The sequence below is a fragment of the Kribbella sp. NPDC051770 genome (assembly GCF_040681455.1).
Taxonomy (GTDB): domain Bacteria; phylum Actinomycetota; class Actinomycetes; order Propionibacteriales; family Kribbellaceae; genus Kribbella.
The window spans coordinates 88,236-114,018 of the sequence record NZ_JBFAYT010000002.1 but is presented as its reverse complement, the minus strand read 5'-3'; the positions used below and the strand labels follow the sequence as shown (position 1 = coordinate 114,018).

The following is a 25,783-nucleotide window of genomic DNA, read 5'->3' as shown; positions in this document are numbered from 1 at the left end:
CGGTCGGGTTCGGTGCGCTCATCGGCGGTACGCCCTCGGATCGACGGCGTCGCGGATCGCGTCGCCGGTGATGTTGATGGACAGCGCGGTCAGCATCAGCGCCAGGCCCGGGAAGACCGCGATCCACCACGACGTCCCGAGGTAGAGCTGGCCGTCGGCCAGCATCGAGCCCCAGGTCGGGATCTCGGCCGGGACGCCGAGGCCGAGGAAGCTCAGCGCCGACTCGACCACGATCGCCGAGGCGACGTTCAGCGCGGCGATCGTGATCAGCGGCGCGAACACGTTCGGCAGCAGGTGCCGGCGCATGATCGTGGCCGGCCCGACCCCGATCGCGCGGGCCTCCAGGACGAAGTCGCGTTCGCGCAGCGACAGCACGCTGGACCGGGTGACGCGGGCGTACGAGACCCAGTTGGTGACGCCGAGCACGATGATCACCACCCACAGGCCGTTGCCCAGGAACGCGACCACGGCCAGCGCGAGCAGGATCGACGGGAACGCGAGCTGGACGTCGGCCAGCCGCATCAGCACCCGGTCGGCCCAGCCGCCGCGGTACCCGGCCACGATCCCGATCACCGCGCCGATCGTGCCGGAGATCAGCGCGACCGCGAGCCCGACGAACAGCGAGATGCGGGCGCCGTAGATCAGCCGGCTGAGCACGTCACGACCGAGGTTGTCGGTGCCCAGCAGGTGGGCGCTGCCCGGCGGGCTCAGCCGGGTCAGCAGGTCCTGGGCGTTGGGATCGTCGGGCGCGACCACCGGCGCCAGGATCGCGCACAGCACGACCAGGGCCAGCAGGATCAGCGCCGGCAGGGCCAGCCGGCCCCGGAGTACGCGAACGATCATCGGCCGAGCCTCACTCTCGGGTCGAGCAGCGTGTAGGACAGGTCGACGAGCAGGTTCACCACGACGAAGACCAGCGCGAAGAACAGCACCGCGCCCTGCACGAGCGGGAAGTCGCGGTTGGCGATCGCCTCGACCGTGAGCCGGCCGATCCCGGGCCAGGAGAAGACCTGCTCGGTCAGGATCGCGCCGCCCAGCAGGGATCCGAGCTCCAGCCCGACCACCGTGACGACCGGGAGCGAGGCGTTGCGCAGCCCGTGGCCGAGCACGACCTGGCCGCGGGTGAGGCCCTTCGCGGTCGCCGTACGGATGTAGTCGGCGGACAGTTCCTCGGCGAGCGAGGTGCGCAGGACCCGGGCGACCACCGCGATCGAGTAGATCGACAGGGTGACGGTCGGCAGGACGAGATGGGCGATGCTGCCGTACCCGGCGGCCGGCAACGCGTGCAGCCGGACCGCGAACAGCAGGATGAAGACGATGCCCACCCAGAACGCCGGGGTGGACTGCCCGATCAGGACGATCCCGCTGATGATCGTGTCGGTGATCCGCCCGCGGTGGACGCTGGCCAGGATGCCCGCCGGCAACGAGATCAGCAGCGACAGGACGAGCGCCGAGACGGCCAGCAGGGCGGTGGCCGGGAGGCGTTCGCCGATCAGAGACACGACCGGCTGGTCGAAGAAGATCGACCGGCCGAGGTCGCCCTGGACGAGGCCGCCGAGGTAGTCGACGTACTGGGCGAACAGGGACTGGTTGAGGCCGAGCTCGGCAGCGAGCTGGTCGGCCTGCTCCTTGGTGGCGTCCGGCGGCAGCAGCAGCGCCAGCGGGTCGCCGGAGATCCGGACCAGCAGGAACGCCACGGTCGCGACCACGAGCAGCACGATCAGCGACGAGACGATCTTGCCGAGCACGGTCCGGCCGAGGCTGAGTGTCCGGTTCCGGCCGGTACGGCGTACGGCCGGAGCCGTCGAGGCGATCAGGTCAGTCATCGCGCACCGCGCTCTGCAGGGCGAGGTGGCCGATCACGTTCGGCGTCCAGCGCACCCGGTCGTTCGAGATCACGATGGTGTCGGCTTGGTAGAGGAACACGAAGGGGGCCTCCTGGGAGAGCAGGCGCTGCAGGGAGCTGAAGGCCTTCTGCCGGTCGGCCGGGCGGATCGAGTTCTCCTCCTGGTCGATCAACCGGTCGGCCTGCGGGTTCGACCAGCGGCTCTGCCGGCGGCCGGTACGGACGTTGGACTGCACCGGGCTGGAGCCGTCGAGCGTCCAGCCGGTGGTGGCGGCCAGGTACATCGGGCCGAGCGCCTTGCGGTTGTCGCTGGTGAGTCGCTTCGAGTACGTCGACGGGTCGAGCAGCGAGACCTTCGCCTGGATGCCGACCTTGGTCAGCAGCCCGGAGATCGCCTGCGCGGTGGTTGCGTCGGTGCTGGACGCGGTGAGCGTGGTGGACAGCCCGTTCGGGTGACCGGCCTGGGTCAGCAGCCCGCGGGCCAGGTCGAGGTCCCGCCGGTACGGCGCGATCGCGGGATCGAATCCGAACGACTCCCGCGGGATCATCGTCGGCACCTCGCGGCCGTGGCCGTTCAGCGTCGCCTTGACCAGCAGCGGGACGTCCATCGCGTGGTTGAGCGCCCGGCGTACGCGGACGTCGGAGAAGGCCGGGTCGGTGGTGTCCAGCGACAGGTACGACATCCGGAGCCCGGGGAACGAGCTGACCCGGACGCCCTTGTAGCCCTCGAGCTGCAGGGCCGCGTCCGGGACGAGCCCGGTGACGAGGTCGACCTCGTCGCTCTGCAGCGCGGCCAGCGCGGAGGCCGGGTTCTGGATGGTCTGGATCTCCAGCTCGTCGTACGCCGGTCTGCTCTCCCAGTGCTTGTCGTACGCTCGCATCCGGATGCCGACGCCGCGCTTCCAGCTCTCGAACCGGAACGGGCCGGTGCCGACCGGCGCGGCGGCGAACTTCTCGTCGCCGACATCGGCCAGGTACTTCGGCGGGACCATCACGCCGCCGAACAGCGAGAGCTTGGCCGGCAGTACCGGGTCGGGCTGGTCGAGGACGAAGTCGACGGTGTAGTCGTCGACGACGCGGACGCCGGTGACGTAGCGCAGCTCGACGATCGGCGACTGGGTCTTGGGGTCGAGCAGCCGCTCGATGCTGAACTTCACGGTCTTGGCGTCGAACACCTCACCGTTGTGGAAGGTGACCCCGCGGCGCAGCACGAACCGCCAGTGGTGGTCGTCGACCGGTGTCCAGCTCGTCGCCAGGCGGGGGACCAGCTGGTTGTGGACGTCCCGCGCGGTGAGCGTGTCGAACAGGTTGATCAGGACGTTCATCGTCGTCATCCCGCCCTGCTTCTGCGGGTCGAGCGTCGTCGGGTCGACCGATTGCGACACCCGGATCCGGCGCCCGGAACCGGCCGGCTCGGCCGTCCCGCAGCCGGCCAGCAGCGAGGGCATACCGAGCAGCGGGACGCCGACGGCGGCGGTGGTCAGCAGCCGCCGGCGGGTCAGGGGTGGTTGGAGGTTCCTCAACGCCGCAATCCTCCTCATAAATGAAACTTCGGTTTCATCTGACGAAACGCTGGTTGCTTACAATAACCTGTGATCATGACGAGCGACAGTGGTTCGGTGGAATCGCCGCGGGCAGCGGCGGTCAAGGTGCTGGATGTGCTGGTGGCGCTGTCCGAGCACGGCGGCAGCCACCGGATCGTGGACCTCGCGGCCCGGACCGACCTGCCCAAGGCCACTGTCTACCGGTTGCTGCAGCACCTGGTCGGCCAGGGGTTCGCCGTCGCCGAACCCGACAGCACGTACCGGATCGGGCCGCGCTTCCTCGGCATCGCCGCGGCGACGCTCGCCGATGCGCCGTGGCGCAAGGTCGTTCGCGCGGCCTTGGAGTCACTGCGGACGTCGACCGGGCTCAGCGCGCACTTCGCGCAGCCGTACGGCGATCAACTGGTGGTGGTCGATGCGGCCGAGTCGCTGGACCCGTTCGGGATCCCGGTGCGGCCCGGCCTGACGACTGCGATGGAGCAGACGGCGTTCGGGCAGGCGATCTTCTCTCGCGCGGCGGATGCCGTCGTACGGCTCGATGGTGGTCAACTGCGGTCGGTGGCTGCGCCGGTGTTCCACCGCAACGGCGAGGTGCTGGGTGCGCTGGGGGTTGCGGGGACGGAGTTCACGCTGGCTGATCAGGCGTCGGAGCGGATTCGGGCGTTGGTGCAGTCGGCTGCGGCGGATGCGTCGGCGGTGCTGACGGCGCCGTCCTTCGGGCATCGGACTGCTTGAGGGTCAGCTGGTCCTGGCGGTGGCGAGCAGGTCGGCGATGCGGCGGCGGGCGGCCTTCGGGTGCAGCGGTTCGCAGCCGGCGTCGAGGCAGCGTTTGACGACTCGGGGATCGTCCTTCAGCAACAGCAATCCGCGTCTGAGCAGCGTGAACGGGGGTTTGCGGTGCTCGCGCAGGTCGCGCTGGAAGCGGCGCAGGAACGTGACGATCCGGTGGTGCCGCACGCAGATCGCGGCCGCCAGCAGCCCGCGGGTCTTCAGCTCGCCGACGACCTGGTCGGCAAAGATGCCCTCGGCAACGATCAGCGGCTGCCCGGCGGTGCTCAGCCGGTGGTGCCCGACCGTCGCGTTCGCCCGGATGTCGTACGCCGGCAGCTCGGCTGTCCCGTTCGCGCACAGCGCTTCCAGCGCGTCGACCGCGCGCCCGGCGTCCCAGGAGGCGGGGTCGTCCCAGTCGACGATCCCGAGCGGCGACCGCGGCATCGCCGCGTCGTCCCCGTCCCGGTAGAAGTCGTCGAGCCGGACGACGGGCAACCCGACCAGCTCGGCCAGATGGGACTTCCCGGTCCCGGACGGCCCGGCCAGCAGGACTACACGCGCACTCACGCGGGCTATTCTCCGCCATCGGGAACTCCCGGGTAACACCAGGCATCCAATGTGCGATGAAACCGGCAGTACCAAGTTCTGACGAGCGGAGCCGCAAGTGCCGAACCGGTTGACCCGCCCAGGGGTCCTTGCGTACGCCGTGGTCGGCCTGCTGGTCGGCAGCAACGCGGTCTGGATGCCGACCGTCGACGGTGTCTGGAGCGGCGACCGCGCGTGGGCGGCGGTGATCCTCGAGGTGATCGTCGTCGCGGCCGCCGGGCTGTTCCTGGTGGCCGCCGTCGCGCGCACGCCGTTGTTCGGTGACGGCCCGCACCTGTTGACGAAGTACGGATGGTTCGTGCTGCTCGGCCTGGCGGTGATCGCACTGGCAGTCGTCTGGGTGAGTGGTGTGGAGGACTTCGGCCTGTGGCCGACCTTCCCGGCGGCGCTGGTTCCGGTCGGTGTCAGCGGGCTGGAGAGTGCGTACTTCAAGGGCCAGGAAGAACGCCGCGCTGCTCGTACGAAGTAGCAGATCTCCTTCACCGGCACCCGTCTGCTCATCTGAGCGGGCGGGTGCTCTCGTGTGCCCCGAACCCTTGACACCTCTCCGCGCAAACGCTTCACTCTAGTTTGAGCAACGCCCTGCTCAGATGAGCGAGTCCCCGGATGTGAAGGAGCAGCTCGTGCTGGAACAGCGGAAGCGGGTGGGGGCGGCCGCGCTCGCCCTCGTCCTGGTGACGACGGCCGGTGGGTGCGCCGGCTGGGGTGGTGGGGCCGGTGGCGGCGGTGCGGACAGCATCAACGTGCTGATGGTGAACAACCCGCAGATGGTCGACCTGCAGAAGCTCACCGCCGACAACTTCACCAAGCAGACCGGGATCAAGGTCAACTACACCGTGCTGCCCGAGAACGACGTCCGGGACAAGATCAGCCAGGAGTTCTCCAGCCAGGCCGGCCAGTACGACGTGGCCTCGCTGAGCAACTTCGAGATCCCGATCTACGCGACCAGCAAGTGGATCGCGCCGCTGTCGGACTACATCGCCAACGACCCGAACTTCAACCAGGACGACGTCCTGAAGCCGATGACCGAGTCGCTGAGCGGCGCCGACGGCAAGGTGTACGGCGAACCGTTCTACGGCGAGTCGTCGTTCCTGATGTACCGCAAGGACATCCTGGAGTCCAAGGGTGTGACGATGCCCGCGAAGCCGACCTGGCAGCAGGTCGCGGACATCGCGGCGAAGGTCGACAACGCGCAGCCGGGGATGCGCGGGATCTGCCTGCGCGGCCAGCCGGGCTGGGGCCAGCTGTTCGCGCCGCTGACGACCGTCGTGAACACCTTCGGCGGCACCTGGTTCACCGACGACTGGCAGGCCAAGGTCAACGCCCCGGAGTTCACCGAGGCGACCAAGTTCTACGTCGACCTGGTCCGCAACCACGGCGAGCTCGGCGCCCCGCAGGCCGGCTTCACCGAGTGCCTGAACAACCTCGTCCAGGGCAACGTCGCGATGTGGTACGACGCGACCTCGGCCGCCGGTTCGCTCGAGGCGCCCAACTCACCGGTCAAGGGCAAGATGGGCTACGCCCCGGCGCCGGTCGTGAAGACCGACAGCTCCGGCTGGCTGTACGCGTGGTCCTGGAGCATCCAGGAGGCCAGCAAGAAGAAGGACAACGCCTGGAAGTTCATCTCCTGGGCGTCCAGCAAGCAGTACGAGGAGCTGGTCGGCAAGGAGCTCGGCTGGTCCCGCGTCCCGGCGGGCAAGCGCGCGTCGACGTACACCAACCCGGAGTACGTGAAGGAGGCGGGCGCGTTCGCCGAGCCGACCAAGCAGGCGATCGAGGCGGCCGACCCGCGCAACCCGGGCGTGCAGCCGCGGCCGGCGATCGGGATCCAGTTCGTCGACATCCCCGAGTTCCCCGACCTCGGGACGCAGGTCAGCCAGGACGTCAGCTCGGCGATCGCCGGCCGGATGAGCGTCGACGAGGCGCTGAAACGCGGCCAGGAGCTCGCCGACGACGTGGCGGAGCGCTACCGCTCCCGAGAAGCGAAGTGAGGAAGCCGTCATGAGTGTCGACACCGAGGCACGCACCAGCGGCCGGCACGCCGCCAACAAGCCGCCGGGCGGCCAGTCCACGATGCTGCGCAAGACCGGCGACTGGGCCCGCCGGGCACCGTTGCTGCCGGCCCTGATCTTCATGATCGTGGTGACCCAGCTGCCGTTCGTGGTCACGATCATCACCTCGTTCATGGACTGGAACGCCTACTACCCCGACGAGCGCGGCTTCGCCGGGATCGACAACTTCCGCCGCGTGCTCACCGACGCCAACACCCGGCAGGCGATCCTGGTGACGATCCTGCTGACCGCGGCCGTCGTGCTGATCAGCCTGGTCCTCGGGCTCGTGATCGCGCTGCTGCTGGACCGGAGGTTCCGCGGCCGCGGGATCGTCCGGACGATGATGATCACGCCGTTCCTGGTGGTACCGGTCGCGGCCGCGCTGCTGTGGAAGCACGCGCTCTACAACCCGGAGTACGGGCTGTTCAACGGCCTGCTGACCTGGATCTTCGGCGACAACGCGCCGCAGCCGGACTGGATCAGCAACCAGCCGCTGTGGTCGGTGATCTTCGCGCTGGTCTGGCAGTGGACGCCGTTCATGATGCTGATCCTGCTGGCCGGGCTGCAGAGCCGGCCGCTGGACGTGATCGAGGCGGCCGGGATCGACGGCGCCAGCCAGTGGGACATCTTCCGGTACATGACGCTGCCGCACCTGCGCCAGTACCTCGAACTGAGCGCGCTGCTCGGCTCGATCTACGTCGTGCAGAACTTCGACGCGGTCTTCACCATCACCTCCGGCGGGCTCGGGACGGCGAACCTGCCGTACACGATCTACCAGACCTTCTACACCGCGCACGACTACGGCCGGGCCTCGGCCGCGGGCGTGATCGTGGTGATCGGCACGATCATCATCGCGACGTTCGCCCTGCGGTCGGTCTCGTCGCTGTTCAAGGAGGAGGGCCGATGAGCAACACCGTGACGATCGTGACCGGCAAGCGCAACCGCGGTGGCGGGATCGTGCTCAGCGGCCTGGCCTGGATCGTCGGCACGCTGTTCGTGCTGCCGGTGCTGTGGATGGCGCTGACCTCGTTCCACGCCGAGGAGGACGCGGCCAAGAACCCGCCCGACATCGCCGCGCCGCTCACGCTGGACGGCTACCGGTCGTTCTTCGACAGCGGCCCGTGGCCGTCGATCGCGAACTCGCTGACCGCGAGCATCCTGTCCACGGTCCTGGTCATCCTGCTCGCCTTCCCGGCGGCGTACGCGCTGTCGATCAAGCCGGTCAGGAAGTGGACCGACGTGATGTTCTTCTTCCTGTCCACCAAGATGCTGCCGGTGGTGGCCGGGCTGCTGCCGATCTACCTGTTCGCGCAGTTCACCGGGCTGCTGGACAACATCTGGCTGCTGATCGTGCTCTACACCTCGATGAACCTGCCGATCGCGGTCTGGATGCTGCGCAGCTTCCTGGCCGAGGTGCCGGTGGAGATCCTCGAGGCGGCCTCGGTGGACGGCGCCGGACTGCTCCGGACGTTGCGCTCCGTGGTCGCTCCGGTGGTGACGCCGGGGATCGCGTCGGCGGCGCTGATCTGCTTCATCTTCAGCTGGAACGAGCTGCTCTTCGCCCGGGTCCTGACAGGTACGGTGGCCCAGACCGCACCGGTGTTCCTGACCGGCTTCGTCACCAGTCAGGGGCTGTTCCTGGCCAAGGTCTGCGCGGCCTCGCTGGTGGTGTCGCTGCCCGTCCTGATCGCCGGCTTCGCCGCCCAGGACAAGCTGGTCCAGGGCCTGTCGCTGGGAGCCGTCAAGTGACCTTGCAGAAGCTCAGTTCCGCCGCGTTGTCCGCGCTCGACCCGCAGGTCGGCGTCCCGGCGTACGACCGTACGGCGGTCCGCCCGGGCATCGTGCACTTCGGGGTCGGCGGGTTCCACCGGGCGCACCAGGCGATGTACCTGGATCGACTGATGGGCGAGGGCAAGGCGCTGGACTGGGGGATCTGCGGGGTCGGCGTGCTGCCGCAGGACCGGCGGATGGCCGACGTGATGGCCGCGCAGGACTGCCTGTACACGCTGGTGGTCAAGCACCCGGACGGGACGCTGGAGCCGCGGGTGATCGGCTCGATCGTCGACTACCTGTTCGCCCCGGACGACCCGGAGGCGGTGCTGGCCCGGATGACCGACCCGGCGACCCGGATCGTGTCGCTGACCATCACCGAGGGTGGGTACCACGTCAACCAGGTGACCGGTGAGCTCGACGCGTCCGACCCGGGACTGGCCGCGGACCTGGTACCGGGTGCCACTCCTGGTACGGCGTTCGGCCTGATCGTCGAGGCACTGGCTCGGCACCGGGCGGCGGGGACCAAGCCGTTCACGGTGATGTCCTGCGACAACATCCCGGGCAACGGGCACGTCGCGAAGAAGATGCTGACCGCGTTCGCCCGGCTCCGTGACCCCGAGCTGGCCGACTGGATCGCTGCTGAGGTGCGGTTCCCGAACTGCATGGTCGACCGGATCACGCCGGTCACCGCCGACGAGGACCGCGCGGCGCTGGCCGAGCGGTTCGGGATCGAGGACGGCTGGCCGGTGGTGTGCGAGCCGTTCACGCAGTGGGTGCTGGAGGACGACTTCGGCGGTGAGCGGCCGGCGTACGAGGAGGTCGGGGTGCAGGTGGTGGAGGACGTCGAGCCGTACGAGCTGATGAAGCTGCGGCTGCTCAACGCCAGCCACCAGGCGCTCTGCTACCTGGGCTACCTGGCCGGCTACCGGTACGCGCACGAGGTGTGCCAGGACAAGCTGTTCGTCGACTTCCTGCTCGGCTACATGACCGAGGAGGGGCAGCCGACGCTGCCCGACGTACCAGGGGTGGACCTGGAGCAGTACAAGCACCAGCTGATCGAGCGGTTCGCCAACCCGGAGGTGCGGGACACGCTCGCGCGGCTGTGCGCGGAGAGCTCCGACCGGATCCCGAAGTGGCTGGTGCCGGTCATCCGCGAGCAGCTTGCCGCCGGCCGCGGTGTCGAGCGGTCGGCGCTGGTGGTGGCCTCCTGGGCCCGGTACGCCGAGGGCGTGGACGAGCAGGGCCAGCCGATCGAGGTGGTCGACCGGCTGCGCGACAAGCTCGTCGAGCGCGCCCAGCACAACCAGGAGGACCCGCTGGTGTTCGTCTCCGACAGGGACCTGTTCGGCGACCTGGTGGACGACGAGCGCTTCGTCACGGCGTACAAGGCGTCGCTGGCGTCGCTGCACGAGCGGGGCGCTCGGGCGACGCTGGAGGATCTGGCCGGATGAGCGGGGAGGGGGGCGAGGACGACGACGAGCTGCTGGCCGACGTAGCCCGGCGGTACTACCTGGACAACACCTCCAAGGTGGACATCGCCAAACAGTTCGACCTGAGCCGGTTCAAGATCGCCCGGCTGCTGGAGGCGGCCCGGGAGCGGGGGATCGTGCAGATCCAGATCAAGAGCCCGTCGCCGGTGGACCGGGTGCTGTCCGAGCAGCTGGCGACAGCGCTGGGCATCCCGCGCTGTGTGGCGACTACCGCTACTGGATCGGCCGAACAGGTTCGGGCGCAGGTAGCGGAGGTTGCTGCCCGGGCGGTGATGCAGCTGGTCCGTGCGGGCGACCTGCTCGGGCTGACGTGGAGCCGGGCAGTGGACGCCATGGTCGACCACTTCGACGCGCTGCCGTCCTGCACGGTGATCCAGATGGCCGGGTCGCTGCATTCGCCAGCTGGTGGCGGTACGACGGTTGACCTGGCCCGGCGGGCTGCAGAGCTTGCCGGCGGTACGGCGTACGCGGTGCATGCGCCGCTCGTCGTGGACGACGTCGCCGCCGTGACCGCGCTGCGCCGCCAGCCGGGCATCGCTGACACGCTCGCGATGGCTGACGGGCTGGACATCTCCGTGGTGGCGATCGGTGCTTGGCGCTCCGGTTGCTCCACGGTGTGGGACGCAGTGTCGGAATCGGTACGCGATGCAGGGGTTGCAGGCGGCGCCGTGGCCGAGGTGAGTGGGCATCTGCTGGACGTGGACGGCAAACTGGTCGCGTCACCGCTGGAGCAGATGATCATCGCGGTGTCGATCGACCAGTTGCGTCGCCCAGCTGAGCGGGTCGCACTGGCGGCCGGCGCGCACCGGGCTCCCGCGGTCGTCGCAGCGGTCCGGTCGGGACTGGTCAGCACGCTGGTGACCACCACCGACCTGGCCCGTGAGGTACTCCGCCTGTTGCCTGCCGCCGAGAGGAACTCCGTCTGATGACACAGCCGCAACTGGTCGCCGGTGTCGACTGCTCCACCCAGGCCACCAAGGTCGTGGTCTGCGACGCCGGGACCGGAGAGGTGCTGCGCGAAGGGCGTGCGCCGCACCCCGACGCCACCCAGGTCGACCCCGCCGAGTGGCTCCAGGCCTGGCGGACCGCGTCGGACGGCCTGCTGGACGGCGTACAGGCGCTGTCGGTCGGTGGGCAGCAGCACGGGATGGTGCTGCTGGATGAGGATGGCGCGACCGTGCACCCGGCCGTGCTGTGGAACGACACCAGCTCGGCTGACGCCACTGCTGAGCTGGTGACCGAGCTGGGCGGTGCTGAGGCGTGGGCCGAGGCGATCGGGTCGCTGCCGGTGCCCAGCTTCACGGTGACGAAGCTGCGCTGGGTGCAGTCCGCCGCGCCGGAGGCTGCGGCGCGTGCTGCTGCCGTGGCGCTGCCGCACGACTGGCTGACGCACCAGCTCGCCGCTGGTCGGTCGGGGATCGCTGACCTCACCACTGATCGCGGCGACGCCTCAGGCACTGGCTGGTGGTCGCCGGCGACCAACTCGTACCGGCCCGACCTGGTTGAGCGCGCCTTCGGGCGGTCGCTCCAGCTGCCGCGGGTCGCTGGGCCTCGGGAGGTGGTCGGGGAGACCGCCTCTGGTGCTCAGATCGCTGCTGGGACTGGTGACAACATGGCTGCCGCGCTGGGCCTCGACCTGCAGCCCGGTGACGTTGCTGTCTCTCTCGGCACCAGCGGCACGGCTTTCGCCACCAGTACGACGCCAACCGCTGACCCCAGCGGCTTCGTCGCAGGCTTCGCCGACGCGACCGGCGGCTACCTGCCGCTGGTCTGCACGCTCAACGCTGCCCGAGTCATGTCAGCCACCGCGTCGCTCCTCGGCATGGAGCTGTCCGAGCTGGACGAGGCGGCGCTCAACTCCTCGGGCAGCAACGGCCTGGTCCTCCTCCCGTACCTGGACGGCGAGCGCACCCCTGATCTCCCGCACTCCACCGGCCTGCTCTACGGCCTTACCCGCGCAACCATGCAGCCCGCGACGATGGCCCGCGCCGCCGTCGAAGGCATGCTGTGCGGCCTGGCGGATGCTGTCGACGCGCTGCGGGCGCAGGGGCTTCCGGTCGAGCGGGTGCTGCTGCTGGGTGGCGCGGCGCGCTCCCGCGCCGTACAGGCTCTGGCGCCGGCGCTGCTGGGTGCACCGGTCGTGCTGCCGGAGCCCGGTGAGTACGTCGCGCTGGGCGCGGCCCGCCAGGCGGCGTGGGCGCTATCCGGCGCCGACACCCCACCCACCTGGTCAGTTGCCGTCGGCAAGCCCGAGTCCTCGATCCTCACCGCGGCCGAGGCCGCCGACATCCGCTCCCGCTACGCCACCGTCCTCCACGGCACCCGCCCGCTGCTCACCCACCCATAGGGAACTCCCGCTGCGGTTGCGGCGTCCCACCTCGCACCATGAGCCGCCGCAAACCCCACGAGGTCCGCCGAGCCAAAGCCGCCCGGCGGACCCGCCGCGTCGCCGCCCAGCGGGCCCGCCGGCCCCAGGGCCCCCGCCGTTGGCACTGGGACCCCGACGGTCTGATCACCCTCGCGTTCGCCTTCGCGGTGCTCGCCTTCGGGCTCTGGGTCGGTCGCGACACCTACTACCTCCAGCAGCGCGGCGAGATCGTCCCGGCGACCGTGCTCTCGATCGGGTCCGGCAAGTCCCCCGAGATCGAGGTTCGCTACGTCACCAAGGCCGGCCAGACCGTCGAGGACGGCACCCGCAACTACGACGAGGCCGCCACCGGCGGGACCATCGACGTGATCTACGACCCGCAGGATCCCAAACGCATGCAGGCCGCCGACTACGGCTTCGACTACGTCCTCCCCGGCCTCACCGGTGCCCTCGGCATCGGCCTGCTCGTCTACGCCACCACCCAGTTCTACCGCCGCGGCCGGCACTCGTGAGCGACTGGCAGACCCGGTACGAAGGTGCCGCCATGGTGCTGCTCGCCGTGGTCTGTGGTGTGGCCGGCGGGTTCGAGGCCGACGATCTCCGGGCGCTGCGCGAGCGCGGCGAGGTCGTGCCGGCCGTTGTGCTGGACAAGTCCGGCGGCAGGACCGAGCACATCACCGTCCGCTACGTCACCAAGTCCGGACAGACGATCGAGGGCGACACCTCCAACTTTCTCGACGCCGAGGTCGGGCAGACCGTGGACGTCGTCTACGACCGGACCGACCCGCACCGCATGCAGGCCGCGGACTGGGGAACCGACTACACGATGCCGATCCTGTGGGCGGTCGGGTTCGCGATCTTCCTGGCGGTCGGAGCCCGGCTGCTCTGGTCGGCGCGCTGAGAACCCTTTGCACGTAGCTGCAAAGGTGTAACGAACGGGCCCTCGGCAACGATAGCTCGGTGAGGCGCGCGTGGGCGGGTCCGAACACCTGCTGGGGGAAGCGTGCGGTCGTTGATGCGTTCTGTGGTGGCACTCGCGGTGGGCGCGACAGCGCTCGGAGCCGGGGTGCCGGCCCACGCGACGGCGGAGGCGGTGCCTTCGGTGCCGTCGGGTGTCGCAGCCGTGGGGACGTTCACCGGGGTGGAGCTTCGGTGGCAGCGGCCTGCCGAAGCCGAAGGGGTGACGGGCTTCGTCGTCCGTCGTTCGGTGAACGGAACCGAGACCAGCTACCCGACCTGGGGCACCAGCACCCTGACCGGTGAGGTCGCCTGGTCGCAGGTCGAACGGATCGAGGGCGCGACCTACTCGGTCGCCGCGGTGAGTGAGGAGGGCGAAGGTCCGGCCAGTACGCCGATCGCGCCCGCACCCACCCGGGAAGTGATCGGCCTGACCAACACCGTCCGGCTGGAGACCGGGAACACCCGGACGTACGCGGCGCAGGTCGGCGTCCCGGGCGGCACCGAGGTCCTGCCGCTGGCCGTCGACGGACCGACACACGTGATCGGCCACGAGATCGCGCCGTCGCCCGACGGACGGGAGATCGCCTTCGCCAGGGGGCAGGAGAGCCTGTGGCGGGTGCGGACCGACGTCCCGGGGGCAGTCCCGGTGCAACTGGTCGGCGGTTCCACCGGGATCATTCGGATGGCCTGGTCGCCGGACGGTACCCGGATCGCCTACGAGCGTCTGCAGCCGGACAGCAGTTCCTGCGTCGACATGGTCGCGGCGACCGGTGGTACGCCGGTCCGGATCGGGTGTCACCTGCTGATGCCGACCTGGCTGCCGGACAACCAGACCATCCTCGTGAAAGACCAGTTCCAGGGACTCCTGCAGCGCGTCCAGGCACGGGCGAACGGCGCGGTGCTGAGCAGCATCGCCGGGACCGAGCAGGCCACCTACCCGGCCGTCTCGCCTGACGGGCGCTGGATCGCGTACGCCGTCGGCGCAGCCCCGGCCGTGATCCCGATCGCCGGTGGTACGCCCAAGCTCGGCGCCGCCGGGGCCCTGAAACTGAACTCGGTCGCCTGGTCGCCGGACGCGACCAAGCTGCTGCTGAACCAGTCGGTGCCTCACGGTGGCAACGCGCTGCACGTCGTTCCGGTCGATGCGACCGGCCGGCCGGGCACTGCCGTCACGGTGTTCCAGCGGCCCTGGGACGAAATGCTCGGGACGGCGTTCTGGCAGGGCCCGCGCGTCGCGATCAAGCCGACCGCGACCATCAACGGCCCGAGCCTCAGCATCCCGTTCGACACCGCCGGGATGGCCTCGCCGACGGTCACCTGCCAGCTCGACAGCGGGCCCGCGACGGCGTGCACCTCGCCGTACACGAAGACCGGGGTGGCCTCCGGCACCCACGTCTTCCAGGTCCGCGCGGTCGAGCCGGGTGGGCGGGCGACGGTGGCGATCCGGTACCTGAACGTCGACGCGCTGGCGCCGACCGTCGCGTTCACCTCGGGGGCCTTCGAGCTGACCAAGGCGGCCTCGGTCAGCCTCCAGTACGCCGCGACCGACTCCAGTGGCGTCGGCTCGTACGACGTCCGCTACCGGACCGCGACGTACCTGGGGAACTTCGGGGCCTACGTCAACGCCGCTGCCGCGACCAAGGCGACCTCGATCACGCTGAATGTTGCTGCAGGCAATGAATACTGCGTGTCGGTGCGGGCGCGCGACGTCTTCGGCACGGTGTCGGGCTGGACCGCCGAGCGGTGCTTCTCGCGGCCGATGGACGACCGCGCGCTGACCGCGTCGGCGGGATGGTCGCGCGGTGCGAACGGCGTCTACTACCTGGGCACGGTGACCAGCGGCGGTGCGAAGGGCATCTCGCTGACCCGTACGGTGCAGGCCAAGCGGCTGTACCTGGTCGCGACCCGCTGCCAGACCTGCGGCACGCTGCAGGTCTACTACGGCGGCAAGTCGGTGGGCACGGTGAACCTGAACAAGGCGACCACCGAGTACCAGGCTGTGATCGCGCTGCCGACGCCGGCGACGTTTCTGTCGGGGACGGTCCAGCTGACCACTCGGGACGTGTCGATGACCAACCAGATCGACGGGCTGGCAGTACGCCGTACCTGAAGTCAGCCGGCAGTGGCTCGGATGTGGTCGGCCAGTGCGTCCGTTGCCCGGCGGGAGGCTGGGCGGCGGGTGCCGTGGGCCAGCAGGTGGCGGCGTAGCGACCAGGGGTCGGTCAGTGGGCAGATGTCGAGCTCCGGGCTCGCTGTGACGGCCCGGCGCGGGGTGATGGCCAGCCCGGCGCCGGACGTCGCCAGCGCGATCAAGGTGTGCAGGTCGGGGACCAGCGTGCGGTAGCGGGGGACGGGTGCGTTCGCTGGGAGGTGGCGGTCGATCCACTGGCGCAGCGACGAGTCCAGGGAGACGCCGACCATCGGGTGCTCGGCCGCCTCGCGGTACGTCATCCCGGTGCGCCCGCTGAGGATGCCGCCGGCCTGGCCGATCACCACCAGGTGGTCCTCGCTGAGCGGTTCGAGCCGGAGGTCGGTGTCCTCGGCCTCGTCGTGCAGCACGATTCCCAGGTCGGCCTCGCCGTCGGCGAGCATCCGCAGGCTCTCCGGCGTCCGCTGCTCCGACACGGAGACGTCGTACTCGGGGTAGGCCCGCAGGAACGTGGTCAGCGCGAGCGGGACGATCCGGTGCATCCCGGACGCACCAGCAACCAGTACGACGGGCCGCCGCGGGGCAGCGGTGTAGCTGGCGATCGCGTTGTCCAGCCGGACGGTCTCGGCGAGCACGGCCTCCGCATGGCGAGCGAGTGAGCTCCCCGCCGGGGTCGGCCGGACGCCTCTGCGTTCCCGGATCAACAGAGGCAGACCGGCCTGCGCCTCCAGCGCGCGGACGCGGGCGCTGGCCGACGGGAGGCTCAGGTGTATCCGCCGGGCGCCTGCGGTGATGGAGCCTTCGGCGACGACGTGGACGAAGAGGCGGAGATCGTCGAGGTCGTAGCGCATGAGCTCAGCCTAAGGCAGCAGCAGAGGCTGGCTGCGGGAATCGCGCATTGTGCCGGTTGGCGGCAGCGTCGATGCTCGAGAGATGGAAGAGGCCGTCGCTCGCGTCGCGTTGTCGTACGACGCGTGCCAGCTCGCGGAGACCGCCGGCGCTGCGGTCCCTGCTGGCGGTGAAGAGCTCGTCGCCGCCCGTGCGGTGCTGCAGGCGGCTGACCGGTACGTGGAGTCGGTGGTGGCGCTGGCCAGGCTCCGGGGGAGCAGTTGGCAGCAGATCGCCGCCGCTCTCGGGCGGTCGGAGGACGCCGTACGGCGTGCGTCCCGCCCGGAGGCCGGCGACTGGTGGCGTGAGCACCTGCTGGACGATCCAGCGGAAGCAGCCTGTGACCTCGACGACTGGGTGAGCCGTCACCTCGACTGCGACCCAGGACCCGCACCCGTCTCTGGTGTGCTACCGGCAACCGTCTGACCACCCCGGTCCCGCAGTCTGACGATTGAATTATGTTCCCGGGGAAATAAATGTAGGGTGACTGCCATGGCGAAGCAGGAGCTCAGTGACGGATGGGTGCTCGAGGCGGTCGAGCCGGGGCGGGTTCCGGAGGAGATCCGGGAGGCGCTGCCGGTGGCGGCCGCGGTGCCGGGGACGGTGACGACCGACCTGCTGGCGGCCGGGCTGGTGCCGGATCCGTACCTCGACGAGAACGAGCAGCGGCTGGACTGGATCGGCCGGCAGGCCTGGCGGTACCGCTGCCGGTTCACGGCCGCGACGGCCGCCCACAGCGACCTGGTCTTCGACGGGCTCGACACCCTCGCGCGGATCGAGCTCAACGGCCACGAGATCGCCAGTACGGCGAACATGCACCGCCGGTACCGGTTCGACGTCACCGGCCTGCTGCTGGACGGCGACAACGAGCTCGTCGTCGAGTTCGCCTCGCCCTGGGGCCCGTCCGAGCAGGCGTACGCCGACGGCTGGCCGGACGTCTACTCGCCGCACACCCACATCCGGAAGATGGCCTGCAACTTCGGCTGGGACTGGGGACCGGTGCTGGTCACCTCCGGGATCTGGCGGTCGGTGCGCCTGGAGCAGTGGGCGGATGCGCGGCTCGGCGCCGTCCGGCCGCAGGTGACGGTTGCCGACGGCAAGGGGCAGGTGATCGTCGACGTCGAGGTCGTCGGGGCCGACCAGGCCGTGACGGCGCGCGTCGCCGGCGTGGAGGCCACCGCCCACACAGCCAACGGCACAGCGCACCTGGAGCTGACCGTCGCCGATCCCGAGCTGTGGTGGCCGGTCGGGTACGGCGAGCAGCCGCTCTACGAGCTGGAGGTCGAGCTGGCCCATGGCGTGGACACCTGGACCCGGAAGATCGGCTTCCGCAGCCTCGAGGTCGACACGGTCCCGGATGCCGACGGCATCCCGTTCGTCTTCGTCGTCAACGGCCGGCCGATCCCGGTCCGCGGCGTGAACTGGATCCCCGACGACTGCTTCCTGCCGCGCGTCGACCGGGCCCGGATCGACCGCCGGCTCGACCAGGCGCTGCGGGCGAACGTGAACCTGGTCCGGGTCTGGGGTGGCGGCGTCTACGAGAGCGACGAGTTCTACCAGGCCTGCGACGAGACCGGTCTGCTGGTCTGGCAGGACTTCCTGTTCGCGGTCGCGCCGTACCCCGAGACGCCCGAGATGATGGCCGAGATCGATGCCGAGGCCCGCGACAATGTCGAGCGGCTGATGAGCCACCCGAGTCTCGCGCTGTGGAACGGCAACAACGAGAACTGGCTCGGCTGGGGTTTCGAGGACTGGGACTGGAAGGGCCGCGTCGCCGGTCGCGGCTGGGGCAGCACGTACTACCTGGAGACGCTGCCGACGGCGGTGGCCGACGTCGACCCGGCGCGCTACTACTGGCCGGGCAGCCCGTACTCCGGCAGTCCCGAGGCGTTCTACAACGACTCGTCGAAGGGGCTCGTGCATCTCTGGGACGCGTGGAACGAGAAGGACTACGCGGTCTACCGCGACTACCCGGCGCGGTTCGTCGCCGAGTTCGGCTGGCAGGGGCCGATGACGATGTCGACGCTGACCCGCGCGGTCCACGACGACGTCCTCGCGCCGGACTCGCCCGCGATGCTCAACCACCAGAAGGCCGGCGACGGCAACGGCAAGCTCGAGCGCGGGCTGGCTCCGCACTTCGACCTGCCGGAGCGGTTCGACGACTGGCACTGGGCGATGCAGCTCAACCAGGCGCGCGCCTTCCAGCTCGGCATCGAGTACTTCCGTTCGCTGCAGCCGCTGAACATGGGGGCGATCATCTGGCAGCTCAACGACTGCTGGCCGGTCGTGTCCTGGGCGGTCGTCGACGGCGACGAGCGGCTGAAGCCGGCCTGGTACGCCCTCCGGAGCTCGTACCGCCCGCGGCTGCTCACCTTCCAGCCCGGCCCCGACGGCCTGGCCGTGGTCACCGTGGACGACTCCGGTGCGGACTGGGCGACCGACGTCCGGGTACGGCGGATCGACCGCGACGGCACTGTCCTCGCCGAGCAGTCGGTCAAGCTCTCGACCGACGGCCTGGCGGCTGCGCGAGCGCTGGTCGAGGTGGCCGAGCCGGGCGACCCGATGCGCGAGCTGCTGGTGGCGGAGACGTCCGAGGGCGACCGTGCGTTCTGGTACTTCGTGGAGGACAAGGACTTCGCGTACCAGCCGGCCGAGCTCGACATCGCCACCGCGGACGTCGACGACGCGGTGGACGTGACCGTCACCGCGCGGACGTTCGTGCGGGACCTCGCCGTACTGGCGGACCGGGTGGCACCGGCGGCCGAGGCCGACCAGATGCTGGTGACGCTGCTGCCGGGTGAGTCCGCGGTGATCCGGGTCCGCGGGGTGGCACGGGCCGAGCTGGAGCCCGCACTGACCTACCCGGTCGTCAGGTCGGCCAACGACCTGGTCGCCAAGGACTAGGGCGCGTCGCCCAGGTTGCCGGCCCGGAACGTGCTCGGGCTGACTCCGTTGACCGCGTGGAACTGGCGGGAGAAGTACAGCGGATCGGTGTAGCCGACCGCGGTGGCGATCTCACCGACCGACAGGCCGGTGGTGATCAGCAGCTCCCGCGCCCGCGCGTTCCGCAGCCGGCGCAGGTACTCGATCACGCCCATCCCGGTGGACTGCTTGAACAACGCGGAGAAGTGCGACGTGCTCAGCCCGGCCAGCCGGGCGAGCTCGGCGACGCTCTGCCGGGTCGCCAGGTGCTGCCGCAGATGCTGCTGCACCAGCTCGATCCGGTCGTGACTCGGCGCCTGGCCGAGCAGCCGGTCGGCGGTCAGCTGGGCCAGCAGGTGCCACGCGGCGCCGGCCGCCGGGATCAGGCTGCCCGTGGTCTCGTCGCGCTCCAGGCTGGACAGAATCCGGTCGACGAGCCCTGACGCGGTGTACACGTCGCGGAGCTTCAGTGTGAGGGCCTGTTCCGGGCCGCGGACGGCGTCGACCAGCGCGGCGGCGTCCGTACCGCAGACGTGCAGCCACCAGATCGACCACGGGTCGTGCTCGTCGGCCTGGTAGCTGTGCGGCATTCCTTCGGGGATGACCGCCGCCTCTCCCGCCGAGACCCGGGCCGTGACTCCGTCGGCCGAGATCTGGCCGGAGCCCTCGGTGCAGATGATGACGATCGACTCCGGCGTACCGTCCGGGCGGCTGCGGCCGTGCCCGGCGGCACGTGGGAAGTACCCCACGTCGGTGACCAGCAGGCGTTCGGTGATCGGCTCGGAGCGCATCCGCCGGACCAGCGGCCGCGGCAGCACCTGGATGCGCTGGCCGGGGAAGCCGTCGGGGATGAGCACCCCGCCAGCTTATTCAGCCGGTCAGGTGCGCGGTGAGCAGCTCGGCACCGCCGGCGAAGGCGGTCAGCCGGAAGGCGCTGAGATCGTCGTGCGGCACGGAGACGTGATCGACGAGCGGCTCGTCCGGAGTGAGATCGGCGAGCCACTGCCGCTCGACCCGCCCTGCGGTCGCGTCGATCAGCTGCAGCCGTACGCCGGGCAGCGGCGCTGCCACCGCGAGACCGACCGCAAGGCTGCCGCCGTCCGCGGAGAAGTGCATCGCCGCGGTGGCCGTCGCCCGGTGCGCGACACCGATCCGGCGGATCGGGTACGACGGGCCGTCCGCCAGCTCGACCCAGCCGGTCTGCAGCGTGGCGTCGTACGTGCTGAGGTGCTCGTCGCCCTCGAAGGTGACCAGCGGGTCGGCCGGGACCAGCCGTAGCCGCGGCGGCCGCTGATGCTCGTCCAGCCGCGTCGACGCGGGCGCCGGAGCGCTGGAAGGGGCCATGTCTCGCACGTTAGGAACCCGCCGCGGGGCCGGGAATGGAGCGACAGCGGAACTGTATGGACATTTCTACGATCCCTCCGGCCGGGTCGGCGGGCCCCGGCTTGACAACCACGCGCCGTTCAGGCAATTTTTTGACCGAGCAAAATAATAGATGATGGGCAGGTAGATGGCGACACTCGATCAGCGGCGTGGATCACCGGCGCACCGGTACGACGCGCGACTCGCGTGGATCCTGATCGCCCCGGCGGTGCTGGGGTTCGTGGTCTTCGCGGCGTACCCGACGCTGCGCGGCATCTACCTGAGCTTCACCAGCTTCAAGGTGCTGACCCCGGCCCGCTGGACCGGCCTGGCCAACCTGCGGCACCTGGCGCACGACGAGATGTTCTGGAAGTCGCTGCTGGTGACGGTGTACTTCGTCGTGCTGGCGGTGGTGATCGGGTTGTTCTTCTCGGTGCTCACCGCGGTCGTGCTGCACCGGCTCGGCGCCTCGACGGTCGTCCGCGGGCTGATCATCCTGCCGTTCCTGGTCTCCGGCGTCGTGGCCGGCACGGTCTGGTCCTGGATGCTCGACCCGCAGTTGGGCATCGTGAACCTCGCGCTGACCAAGCTGATCGACCACCCGATCCTGTTCCTCGGCTCGCACGGCTGGGCGGTCCCGACGGTCGCGTTCATCAGCGTCTGGAAGTCGATGGGCTACAACGCGATCATCATCTTCGCCGGGCTGCAGACGATCCCGCCGTCGGTCTACGAGGCCGGGCGGCTCGACGGTGCCGGTGAGCTCGGGATGCTGCGGTACTTGACCCTGCCGCTGCTGCGGCCGATCCTCGCGCTGGTCGCGGTGCTCACCGTGATCGGCTCGTTCCAGGTCTTCGACATCGTCCAGGTGACCACCAAGGGCGGTCCGGCCGGCGCGACCAACATGCTGCAGATCTACATCTACGACAAGGCGTTCGGGCAGTTCGACTTCGGCTACGCGGCGACGATGTCGCTGGCGCTGTTCGTCATCCTGCTCGCCATCACGTTCGTCCAGCTGCGGCTGCTGCGGGCCAACGAGTCGGACACGAACTAGGAGCCGTTGGCCATGACCTCGCAGACCTCACGCCGCCGCCTTCCGGTCGGCCGCACCTTCGCCTGGCTGTACGTCGCGCTGGTGCTGCTGGTGACGATCTTCCCGTTCTACTGGATGCTGCGCACGGCGCTGTCCAACAACCTGAACCTGATCACCGACCCGTCGTCACCGCTCCCGGTGGGCTTCACCTGGGGTGCGTTCGGCCGGGTCCTGGGCTTCTCCTCGCGCGCCGAGGCGCTGGCCCAGGGCGGCTCCGGCGCGGCGATCGACCTCGGCCGCTCGGTGCTGAACTCGGTCGTCTACGCGGCGGCCTCGACCGCGCTGATCGTGTTCTTCTCGGTGCTCGCGGCGTACGCCTTCGCCCGGCTGCGGTGGCGCGGCCGGGACGCGGTGTTCGCGGTCCTGCTGACGGCGCTGATGATCCCCGGCATCCTGACCCTGCTGCCGAACTACGTGCTGATCAAGGACCTCGGGCTGCTGAACACCTTCGGCGGGATGATCCTGCCCGGGGCGCTGTTCTCGGCGTTCAACATCTTCTTCCTGCGGCAGTTCATGATCGGGCTCAGCACCGAGGTCGAGGAGGCCGCGATCATCGACGGCGCCGGGCCGGTGCGGATCCTGTTCCGGATCATCCTGCCGATGTCGTCCGGCCCGGTCACGACGCTGTCGATCCTCGGCTTCATCGGCCTGTGGAACGACTACTTCTGGCCGCTGCTGGTCACCACCGACGACAGCGTCCGGCCGCTGACCGTGGCGCTCGCCGTCTTCAAGCAGGCCTCACCCCAGTCGATGCCCGACTGGGCCGGCCTGATGGCCGCCACCTTGGTGTCCGCGCTGCCGATGCTGGTGTTGTTCATGGTCTTCGGCCGCCGGATCGTCAACTCCATCCAGTTCGGCGGCATCAAGTAACACCACCTTCACCCCTGGAGAACCACATGAAATCCACACGCTGGGTGGCCGTCGCCGCGGCTGTCGTCCTCACCGCGGGTCTCGCGGCCTGCTCGTCCTCGGACGACTCGGCCGGCGGCAACGCAACGGTCAACTGGTGGACCTGGGACCCGGTCCAGGCCGAGGCCTACCAGCAGTGCGTGCCGGACTTCCAGGCCCAGAACCCGGGCGTCGAGGTGAAGATCTCGCAGTACAGCACCGACGACTACTTCACCAAGCTGACCGCCGGGTTCGTCGGTGGCAACGCGCCGGACGGGTTCATGAACAGCGTCCAGTACTTCCCGTCGTACGTCGACCAGGGCCAGCTCGAGCCGCTCGACGACCACGTCGCCAAGGACGGCTTCGACCTGAAGGGCATCACGATCGGCACCGACGCCTGGAAGGGCAAGGACGGCAAGCTGTACGGGCTGCCGATGGACTGGGCCACCTCGGGCATCTACTACAACAAGGCGCTGCTGGCCAAGGCCGGGATCACCGAGGCGCAGGTGCAGTCGATGACCTTCGACCCGAGCGACGGCGGTACGGCGGAGAAGATCGCCGCGCACCTGACCGTCGACAGGAACGGCGTCCGCGGCGATGCGCCCGGGTTCGACAAGGAGCACGTGGCGGTCTACGGGATCGGCATGCTGGCCGCCAACGACTTCCGCGGGCAGACGTCGTGGTTCCCGTTCGCGGCGGCGACCGGCTGGACGATGGCCGAGCCGGAGTCGTGGCCGACGCAGTTCCAGTACAGCGACCCGCGGTTCGTGAGCACGATGCGCTGGGTCACCTCGATGGTCGCCAAGGGGTACTCGCCCAAGCTCGGCACCTTCACCGTGTCCGACAGCGAGCAACTCGGCAGCGGCAAGGTCGCGATGACCGTGGGAGGATCCTGGGAGGCGGCCACGTTCGCCAAGCTGCCGGGGCTGAAGACGGGCATCGCGCCGTCGCCGCTCGGCAAGGACGGGAAGACCCGCGGGGCCTTCGGCAACGCCAACGGTAATGTCGTGTGGGCCAAGGGCAAGAACAAGGAGGCTACCTGGAAGTGGATCGCTTACCAGGAGTCGGAGGCCTGCCAGACCAAGGCCGCCGCGTACAACGCCTCGTTCTTCCCGTCCAACGGCAAGGCGATGGACGCGCTGACCGCGTCCGAGCAGGCCAAGGGCGTGGACCTGAGCGTCTTCACCGCGATGGAGAAGGCCGGCCAGATCCAGCTGTCGAAACCGTTCAGCAACGGCACCGCGGTCGAGTCGACGCTGAAGCCGCTGTTCGAGTCGTACTTCACCAGCAACGCCGGCGACGACTTCTGGACCAAGGTGACCGACAAGACCAAGGAGACGCTGGCCGCGCAGGGCTGACGGGACCGACGGGGCGGACCGGGTGACGGCCAAAGAGGTGCGCAAACCGCTCGCGCTGGACTCGCCGACGGCGGTGAACGTGCTGGTCCGGATCCTGACCCGGGGCCCGATCGCGCGGATCGACGTCACCCGGCAGCTGCAGCTGTCGCCCGCGTCGGTGACGAAGGCCGTGACCACGTTGATGGATCACGGCCTCGTCACCCTCGCCGAGGACCGGACGGTCGCGCCGGCCGCGCCCGGCCGGCCCGCCCGCGCGCTGCGGGTGGTGCCGGAGAGCCTGCTGGCGCTGGGGATCGCGGTCCAGCCCGGCCGGCTGGTGGCGACCCTGACCAGCCTGCGCGCCGGCGTTCTGCACCGGACGGAGTACGGCCTGCCGGGCTCCACGCCGGAGACCGTCGCCGTGGCCGTCGGCCGGCTGGTCCGCGGCCTGCGGACCTCGCTCGGGGACGCGATGGCGAACGTCGGCGGCATCGGCGTCGTCCTCGACGGGGTCGTCGGGGACGAACGGGTCCGGTCCGGGCAGCTCGGGTGGCGCGACGTGGCCTTTCCGCAGCGGTTGCGGTCGGAGCTGCCGGACGACGTGGTCGTGGTGGCGAACGACGTCCACGCGCTGGCCCAGGCCGAGGAGTGGTTCGGGTCGGCGATCGGGATGCCGACCTTCGCCGTGGTGTCGGTCGGCGACCGGGTCCGGAGCGCGTTGTTCGCCAACGGTGGTGTCGTCGGCGGGCCGTCCGGCGATGGCGCCCTCGGCCGGATGGTGGTCGGCTCCGCCGAGCTGGACGACGTGGCGTCGACCAGCGCGATCCTCGCTGCCGTCCGGACCGCGGTCGGTGATCCCCGGCTCGGCCGGGACGACGCGCTGGCCCTCGCCCGGGACAGCGACCCGCGGGTGACCGCCGCCTTGACCGCGGCCGGTACGGCGCTGGGCGAGGCTGCCGGTGCGGTTGCCGCCTTGGCCGGTCCGGAGCTCGTGCTCGTCACCGGCGACTTCGTCACCGACAGCGTCGAGCTGCACGCGGCGCTCCGGGCGGCCTTCGCGCACCGGGTCGAGAGGCTCGGCTACAGCTGCGCGCTCGTGGTCCGTTCGCAGGGGCCGGAGGACTTCGCCCGGGCCGGATCGGCCGCCGTACTCCGGCACCTGATCCAGCACGGACTGGTTAGCCGGGTCTGACCGGGTACTTCCGCAAGCGACCGTTTGACCAGGCCACCTTCCGGCTACCAGAAGGCCGGAAGGGAGTACGACGATGACTGAGCAGCAGGTGGCCCTGGTGAAGCTGGGCTCGACGGACCTGGTTCTGGCCGATCCGGCCGACGACATCCGCGGCCGGACCGTTGTCGACGCGGCCGGGGAGAAGATCGGCAAGGTCGACGGGTTGTTCCTCGACCACGACGAGGCGAAGGTACGGCTGCTCGAGGTGGTCGACGGCGGATTCCTCGGGCTCGGCAAGGAGTCCCGGCTGATCCCGGTCGAGCTCGTCGGGTCGGTCGACGAGGACCAGGTGGTGATCGACCGCGACCAGCAGAAGGTCGTCGGCGGCCCGGGCTACGACCCGGAGCTGACCGACTCGCCGGACTACTTCACCGGCGTCTACGAATACTACGAGATCGGGCCGTTCTGGGCGCCCGGCTCGATCTACCGGCAGCCGCCGTACCAGCGCTGACACAGGCCTCGGCCCGCCGCGTGGCATGGAAGTCGCGGCGGGCCGAGGTGTTCAGT

At 70.0% G+C, this 25,783-nt stretch carries 25 protein-coding genes; 18 read left to right on the top strand and 7 right to left on the bottom strand.

All coding sequences use genetic code 11. The features are described 5' to 3' along the window. Positions 1-18: 18 nt before the first annotated feature. Genes AB0M01_RS07170 through AB0M01_RS07160 form a run of 3 tightly spaced genes read right to left on the bottom strand, consistent with a single transcriptional unit; the run spans position 19 to position 3,369 of the window. Complete coding sequence (locus tag AB0M01_RS07170; RefSeq protein ID WP_363666443.1) at positions 19-843, bottom strand: ABC transporter permease; 825 nt, start codon at positions 841-843, stop codon at positions 19-21. Beyond that, positions 840-1,826 (bottom strand): ABC transporter permease, encoded by a 987-nt coding sequence (locus tag AB0M01_RS07165; protein ID WP_363666441.1) that lies wholly within the window; start codon positions 1,824-1,826, stop codon positions 840-842. Before AB0M01_RS07165 ends, AB0M01_RS07170 begins: the two co-directional genes overlap by 4 nt. Continuing rightward, positions 1,819-3,369, bottom strand: coding sequence for an ABC transporter substrate-binding protein (locus AB0M01_RS07160; protein ID WP_363666439.1), 1,551 nt, complete (start codon positions 3,367-3,369; stop codon positions 1,819-1,821). The genes AB0M01_RS07165 and AB0M01_RS07160 overlap by 8 nt, the downstream gene beginning before the upstream one ends. Before the next feature lie 75 nt (positions 3,370-3,444). Between AB0M01_RS07160 and AB0M01_RS07155 the strand changes: the two genes are divergently transcribed. Beyond that, a complete protein-coding gene (locus tag AB0M01_RS07155) occupies positions 3,445-4,125 on the top strand; it encodes a helix-turn-helix domain-containing protein (protein WP_363666437.1) in 681 nt (226 codons plus the stop codon). A gap of 3 nt (positions 4,126-4,128) precedes the next feature. Here the strand turns inward: AB0M01_RS07155 and AB0M01_RS07150 are convergent, their stop codons facing one another. Further along, a complete protein-coding gene (locus AB0M01_RS07150; RefSeq protein ID WP_363666435.1) occupies positions 4,129-4,728 on the bottom strand; it encodes an ATP-binding protein in 600 nt (199 codons plus the stop codon). Positions 4,729-4,825: 97 nt separating this feature from the next. On the opposite strand from AB0M01_RS07150, the gene AB0M01_RS07145 reads away from it, so the two are divergent. The 10 genes from AB0M01_RS07145 to AB0M01_RS07100 all read left to right on the top strand — a co-directional run bounded on the left by AB0M01_RS07145 (position 4,826) and on the right by AB0M01_RS07100 (position 15,519). After that, positions 4,826-5,236, top strand: a complete 411-nt coding sequence (locus AB0M01_RS07145; protein WP_363666433.1) for a hypothetical protein — start codon at positions 4,826-4,828, stop codon at positions 5,234-5,236. Positions 5,237-5,357: 121 nt separating this feature from the next. Next, positions 5,358-6,758, top strand: coding sequence for a sugar ABC transporter substrate-binding protein (locus AB0M01_RS07140; RefSeq protein ID WP_363666431.1), 1,401 nt, complete (start codon positions 5,358-5,360; stop codon positions 6,756-6,758). A 10-nt stretch (positions 6,759-6,768) separates the two neighbouring features. After that, positions 6,769-7,725: a sugar ABC transporter permease gene (locus AB0M01_RS07135; RefSeq protein WP_363666429.1), complete on the top strand. Its 957-nt coding sequence runs from the start codon at positions 6,769-6,771 to the stop codon at positions 7,723-7,725. Then, entirely contained in the window at positions 7,722-8,567 is an 846-nt protein-coding gene (locus AB0M01_RS07130) for a carbohydrate ABC transporter permease (RefSeq protein WP_363666427.1), read from the top strand. The genes AB0M01_RS07135 and AB0M01_RS07130 overlap by 4 nt, the downstream gene beginning before the upstream one ends. Beyond that, on the top strand, positions 8,564-10,042 hold the full coding sequence (locus AB0M01_RS07125; protein WP_363666425.1) for a mannitol dehydrogenase family protein: 1,479 nt from the start codon (positions 8,564-8,566) through the stop codon (positions 10,040-10,042). Before AB0M01_RS07130 ends, AB0M01_RS07125 begins: the two co-directional genes overlap by 4 nt. After that, complete coding sequence (locus AB0M01_RS07120; protein ID WP_363666423.1) at positions 10,039-11,007, top strand: sugar-binding domain-containing protein; 969 nt, start codon at positions 10,039-10,041, stop codon at positions 11,005-11,007. Before AB0M01_RS07125 ends, AB0M01_RS07120 begins: the two co-directional genes overlap by 4 nt. Next, complete coding sequence (gene xylB / locus AB0M01_RS07115) at positions 11,007-12,428, top strand: xylulokinase (protein ID WP_363666421.1); 1,422 nt, start codon at positions 11,007-11,009, stop codon at positions 12,426-12,428. Before AB0M01_RS07120 ends, xylB begins: the two co-directional genes overlap by 1 nt. Positions 12,429-12,466: 38 nt before the next feature. After that, complete coding sequence (locus AB0M01_RS07110) at positions 12,467-12,961, top strand: DUF3592 domain-containing protein (protein WP_363666419.1); 495 nt, start codon at positions 12,467-12,469, stop codon at positions 12,959-12,961. Next, positions 12,958-13,350, top strand: coding sequence for a DUF3592 domain-containing protein (locus AB0M01_RS07105; protein ID WP_363666417.1), 393 nt, complete (start codon positions 12,958-12,960; stop codon positions 13,348-13,350). The genes AB0M01_RS07110 and AB0M01_RS07105 overlap by 4 nt, the downstream gene beginning before the upstream one ends. A gap of 114 nt (positions 13,351-13,464) precedes the next feature. Continuing rightward, positions 13,465-15,519, top strand: coding sequence for a hypothetical protein (locus AB0M01_RS07100; protein ID WP_363666415.1), 2,055 nt, complete (start codon positions 13,465-13,467; stop codon positions 15,517-15,519). Between the two features lie 2 nt (positions 15,520-15,521). Here the strand turns inward: AB0M01_RS07100 and AB0M01_RS07095 are convergent, their stop codons facing one another. Beyond that, entirely contained in the window at positions 15,522-16,409 is an 888-nt protein-coding gene (locus AB0M01_RS07095) for a LysR family transcriptional regulator (RefSeq protein WP_363666413.1), read from the bottom strand. An 82-nt stretch (positions 16,410-16,491) separates the two neighbouring features. Here AB0M01_RS07095 and AB0M01_RS07090 point away from each other — a divergent pair, with 82 nt between their 5' ends. Further along, a complete protein-coding gene (locus tag AB0M01_RS07090) occupies positions 16,492-16,872 on the top strand; it encodes a hypothetical protein (protein WP_363666411.1) in 381 nt (126 codons plus the stop codon). 66 nt (positions 16,873-16,938) lie between these two features. Next, positions 16,939-19,350, top strand: a complete 2,412-nt coding sequence (locus AB0M01_RS07085; protein WP_363666409.1) for a glycoside hydrolase family 2 protein — start codon at positions 16,939-16,941, stop codon at positions 19,348-19,350. Here AB0M01_RS07085 and AB0M01_RS07080 read toward each other — a convergent pair. Both AB0M01_RS07080 and AB0M01_RS07075 read right to left on the bottom strand, forming a co-directional pair. Continuing rightward, on the bottom strand, positions 19,347-20,225 hold the full coding sequence (locus AB0M01_RS07080) for a helix-turn-helix domain-containing protein (RefSeq protein WP_363666407.1): 879 nt from the start codon (positions 20,223-20,225) through the stop codon (positions 19,347-19,349). The genes AB0M01_RS07085 and AB0M01_RS07080 overlap by 4 nt on opposite strands. 13 nt (positions 20,226-20,238) lie before the next feature. Further along, entirely contained in the window at positions 20,239-20,712 is a 474-nt protein-coding gene (locus AB0M01_RS07075) for a hypothetical protein (protein WP_363666405.1), read from the bottom strand. Positions 20,713-20,878: 166 nt separating this feature from the next. Here AB0M01_RS07075 and AB0M01_RS07070 point away from each other — a divergent pair, with 166 nt between their 5' ends. From AB0M01_RS07070 to AB0M01_RS07050, 5 genes are all read left to right on the top strand, one after another. Next, complete coding sequence (locus AB0M01_RS07070; RefSeq protein ID WP_363666403.1) at positions 20,879-21,781, top strand: sugar ABC transporter permease; 903 nt, start codon at positions 20,879-20,881, stop codon at positions 21,779-21,781. Positions 21,782-21,793: 12 nt separating this feature from the next. Beyond that, complete coding sequence (locus AB0M01_RS07065; protein ID WP_363666401.1) at positions 21,794-22,690, top strand: carbohydrate ABC transporter permease; 897 nt, start codon at positions 21,794-21,796, stop codon at positions 22,688-22,690. A 26-nt stretch (positions 22,691-22,716) separates the two neighbouring features. Further along, positions 22,717-24,066: a sugar ABC transporter substrate-binding protein gene (locus AB0M01_RS07060; RefSeq protein ID WP_363666399.1), complete on the top strand. Its 1,350-nt coding sequence runs from the start codon at positions 22,717-22,719 to the stop codon at positions 24,064-24,066. Positions 24,067-24,088: 22 nt separating this feature from the next. Further along, on the top strand, positions 24,089-25,237 hold the full coding sequence (locus AB0M01_RS07055; protein ID WP_363666397.1) for an ROK family protein: 1,149 nt from the start codon (positions 24,089-24,091) through the stop codon (positions 25,235-25,237). A 73-nt stretch (positions 25,238-25,310) separates the two neighbouring features. Continuing rightward, the gene (locus tag AB0M01_RS07050; protein WP_363666395.1) at positions 25,311-25,727 is read left to right on the top strand and encodes a PRC-barrel domain-containing protein; all 417 of its coding nucleotides are present in this window, start codon (positions 25,311-25,313) and stop codon (positions 25,725-25,727) included. Positions 25,728-25,783 lie beyond the last annotated feature (56 nt).

Excerpts from the sequence above, each read along its gene's own strand:
- AB0M01_RS07170 (WP_363666443.1), bottom strand. The coding sequence starts at position 843 with ATGATCGTTCGCGTACTCCGGGGCCGGCTGGCCCTGCCGGCGCTGATC.
- AB0M01_RS07165 (WP_363666441.1), bottom strand. The coding sequence starts at position 1,826 with ATGACTGACCTGATCGCCTCGACGGCTCCGGCCGTACGCCGTACCGGC.
- AB0M01_RS07155 (WP_363666437.1), top strand. The coding sequence starts at position 3,445 with ATGACGAGCGACAGTGGTTCGGTGGAATCGCCGCGGGCAGCGGCGGTC.
- AB0M01_RS07140 (WP_363666431.1), top strand. The coding sequence starts at position 5,358 with ATGAGCGAGTCCCCGGATGTGAAGGAGCAGCTCGTGCTGGAACAGCGG.
- AB0M01_RS07135 (WP_363666429.1), top strand. The coding sequence starts at position 6,769 with ATGAGTGTCGACACCGAGGCACGCACCAGCGGCCGGCACGCCGCCAAC.
- AB0M01_RS07130 (WP_363666427.1), top strand. The coding sequence starts at position 7,722 with ATGAGCAACACCGTGACGATCGTGACCGGCAAGCGCAACCGCGGTGGC.
- AB0M01_RS07120 (WP_363666423.1), top strand. The coding sequence starts at position 10,039 with ATGAGCGGGGAGGGGGGCGAGGACGACGACGAGCTGCTGGCCGACGTA.
- xylB (WP_363666421.1), top strand. The coding sequence starts at position 11,007 with ATGACACAGCCGCAACTGGTCGCCGGTGTCGACTGCTCCACCCAGGCC.
- AB0M01_RS07110 (WP_363666419.1), top strand. The coding sequence starts at position 12,467 with ATGAGCCGCCGCAAACCCCACGAGGTCCGCCGAGCCAAAGCCGCCCGG.
- AB0M01_RS07100 (WP_363666415.1), top strand. The coding sequence starts at position 13,465 with ATGCGTTCTGTGGTGGCACTCGCGGTGGGCGCGACAGCGCTCGGAGCC.
- AB0M01_RS07095 (WP_363666413.1), bottom strand. The coding sequence starts at position 16,409 with ATGCGCTACGACCTCGACGATCTCCGCCTCTTCGTCCACGTCGTCGCC.
- AB0M01_RS07090 (WP_363666411.1), top strand. The coding sequence starts at position 16,492 with ATGGAAGAGGCCGTCGCTCGCGTCGCGTTGTCGTACGACGCGTGCCAG.
- AB0M01_RS07085 (WP_363666409.1), top strand. The coding sequence starts at position 16,939 with ATGGCGAAGCAGGAGCTCAGTGACGGATGGGTGCTCGAGGCGGTCGAG.
- AB0M01_RS07075 (WP_363666405.1), bottom strand. The coding sequence starts at position 20,712 with ATGGCCCCTTCCAGCGCTCCGGCGCCCGCGTCGACGCGGCTGGACGAG.
- AB0M01_RS07070 (WP_363666403.1), top strand. The coding sequence starts at position 20,879 with ATGGCGACACTCGATCAGCGGCGTGGATCACCGGCGCACCGGTACGAC.
- AB0M01_RS07065 (WP_363666401.1), top strand. The coding sequence starts at position 21,794 with ATGACCTCGCAGACCTCACGCCGCCGCCTTCCGGTCGGCCGCACCTTC.
- AB0M01_RS07060 (WP_363666399.1), top strand. The coding sequence starts at position 22,717 with ATGAAATCCACACGCTGGGTGGCCGTCGCCGCGGCTGTCGTCCTCACC.
- AB0M01_RS07050 (WP_363666395.1), top strand. The coding sequence starts at position 25,311 with ATGACTGAGCAGCAGGTGGCCCTGGTGAAGCTGGGCTCGACGGACCTG.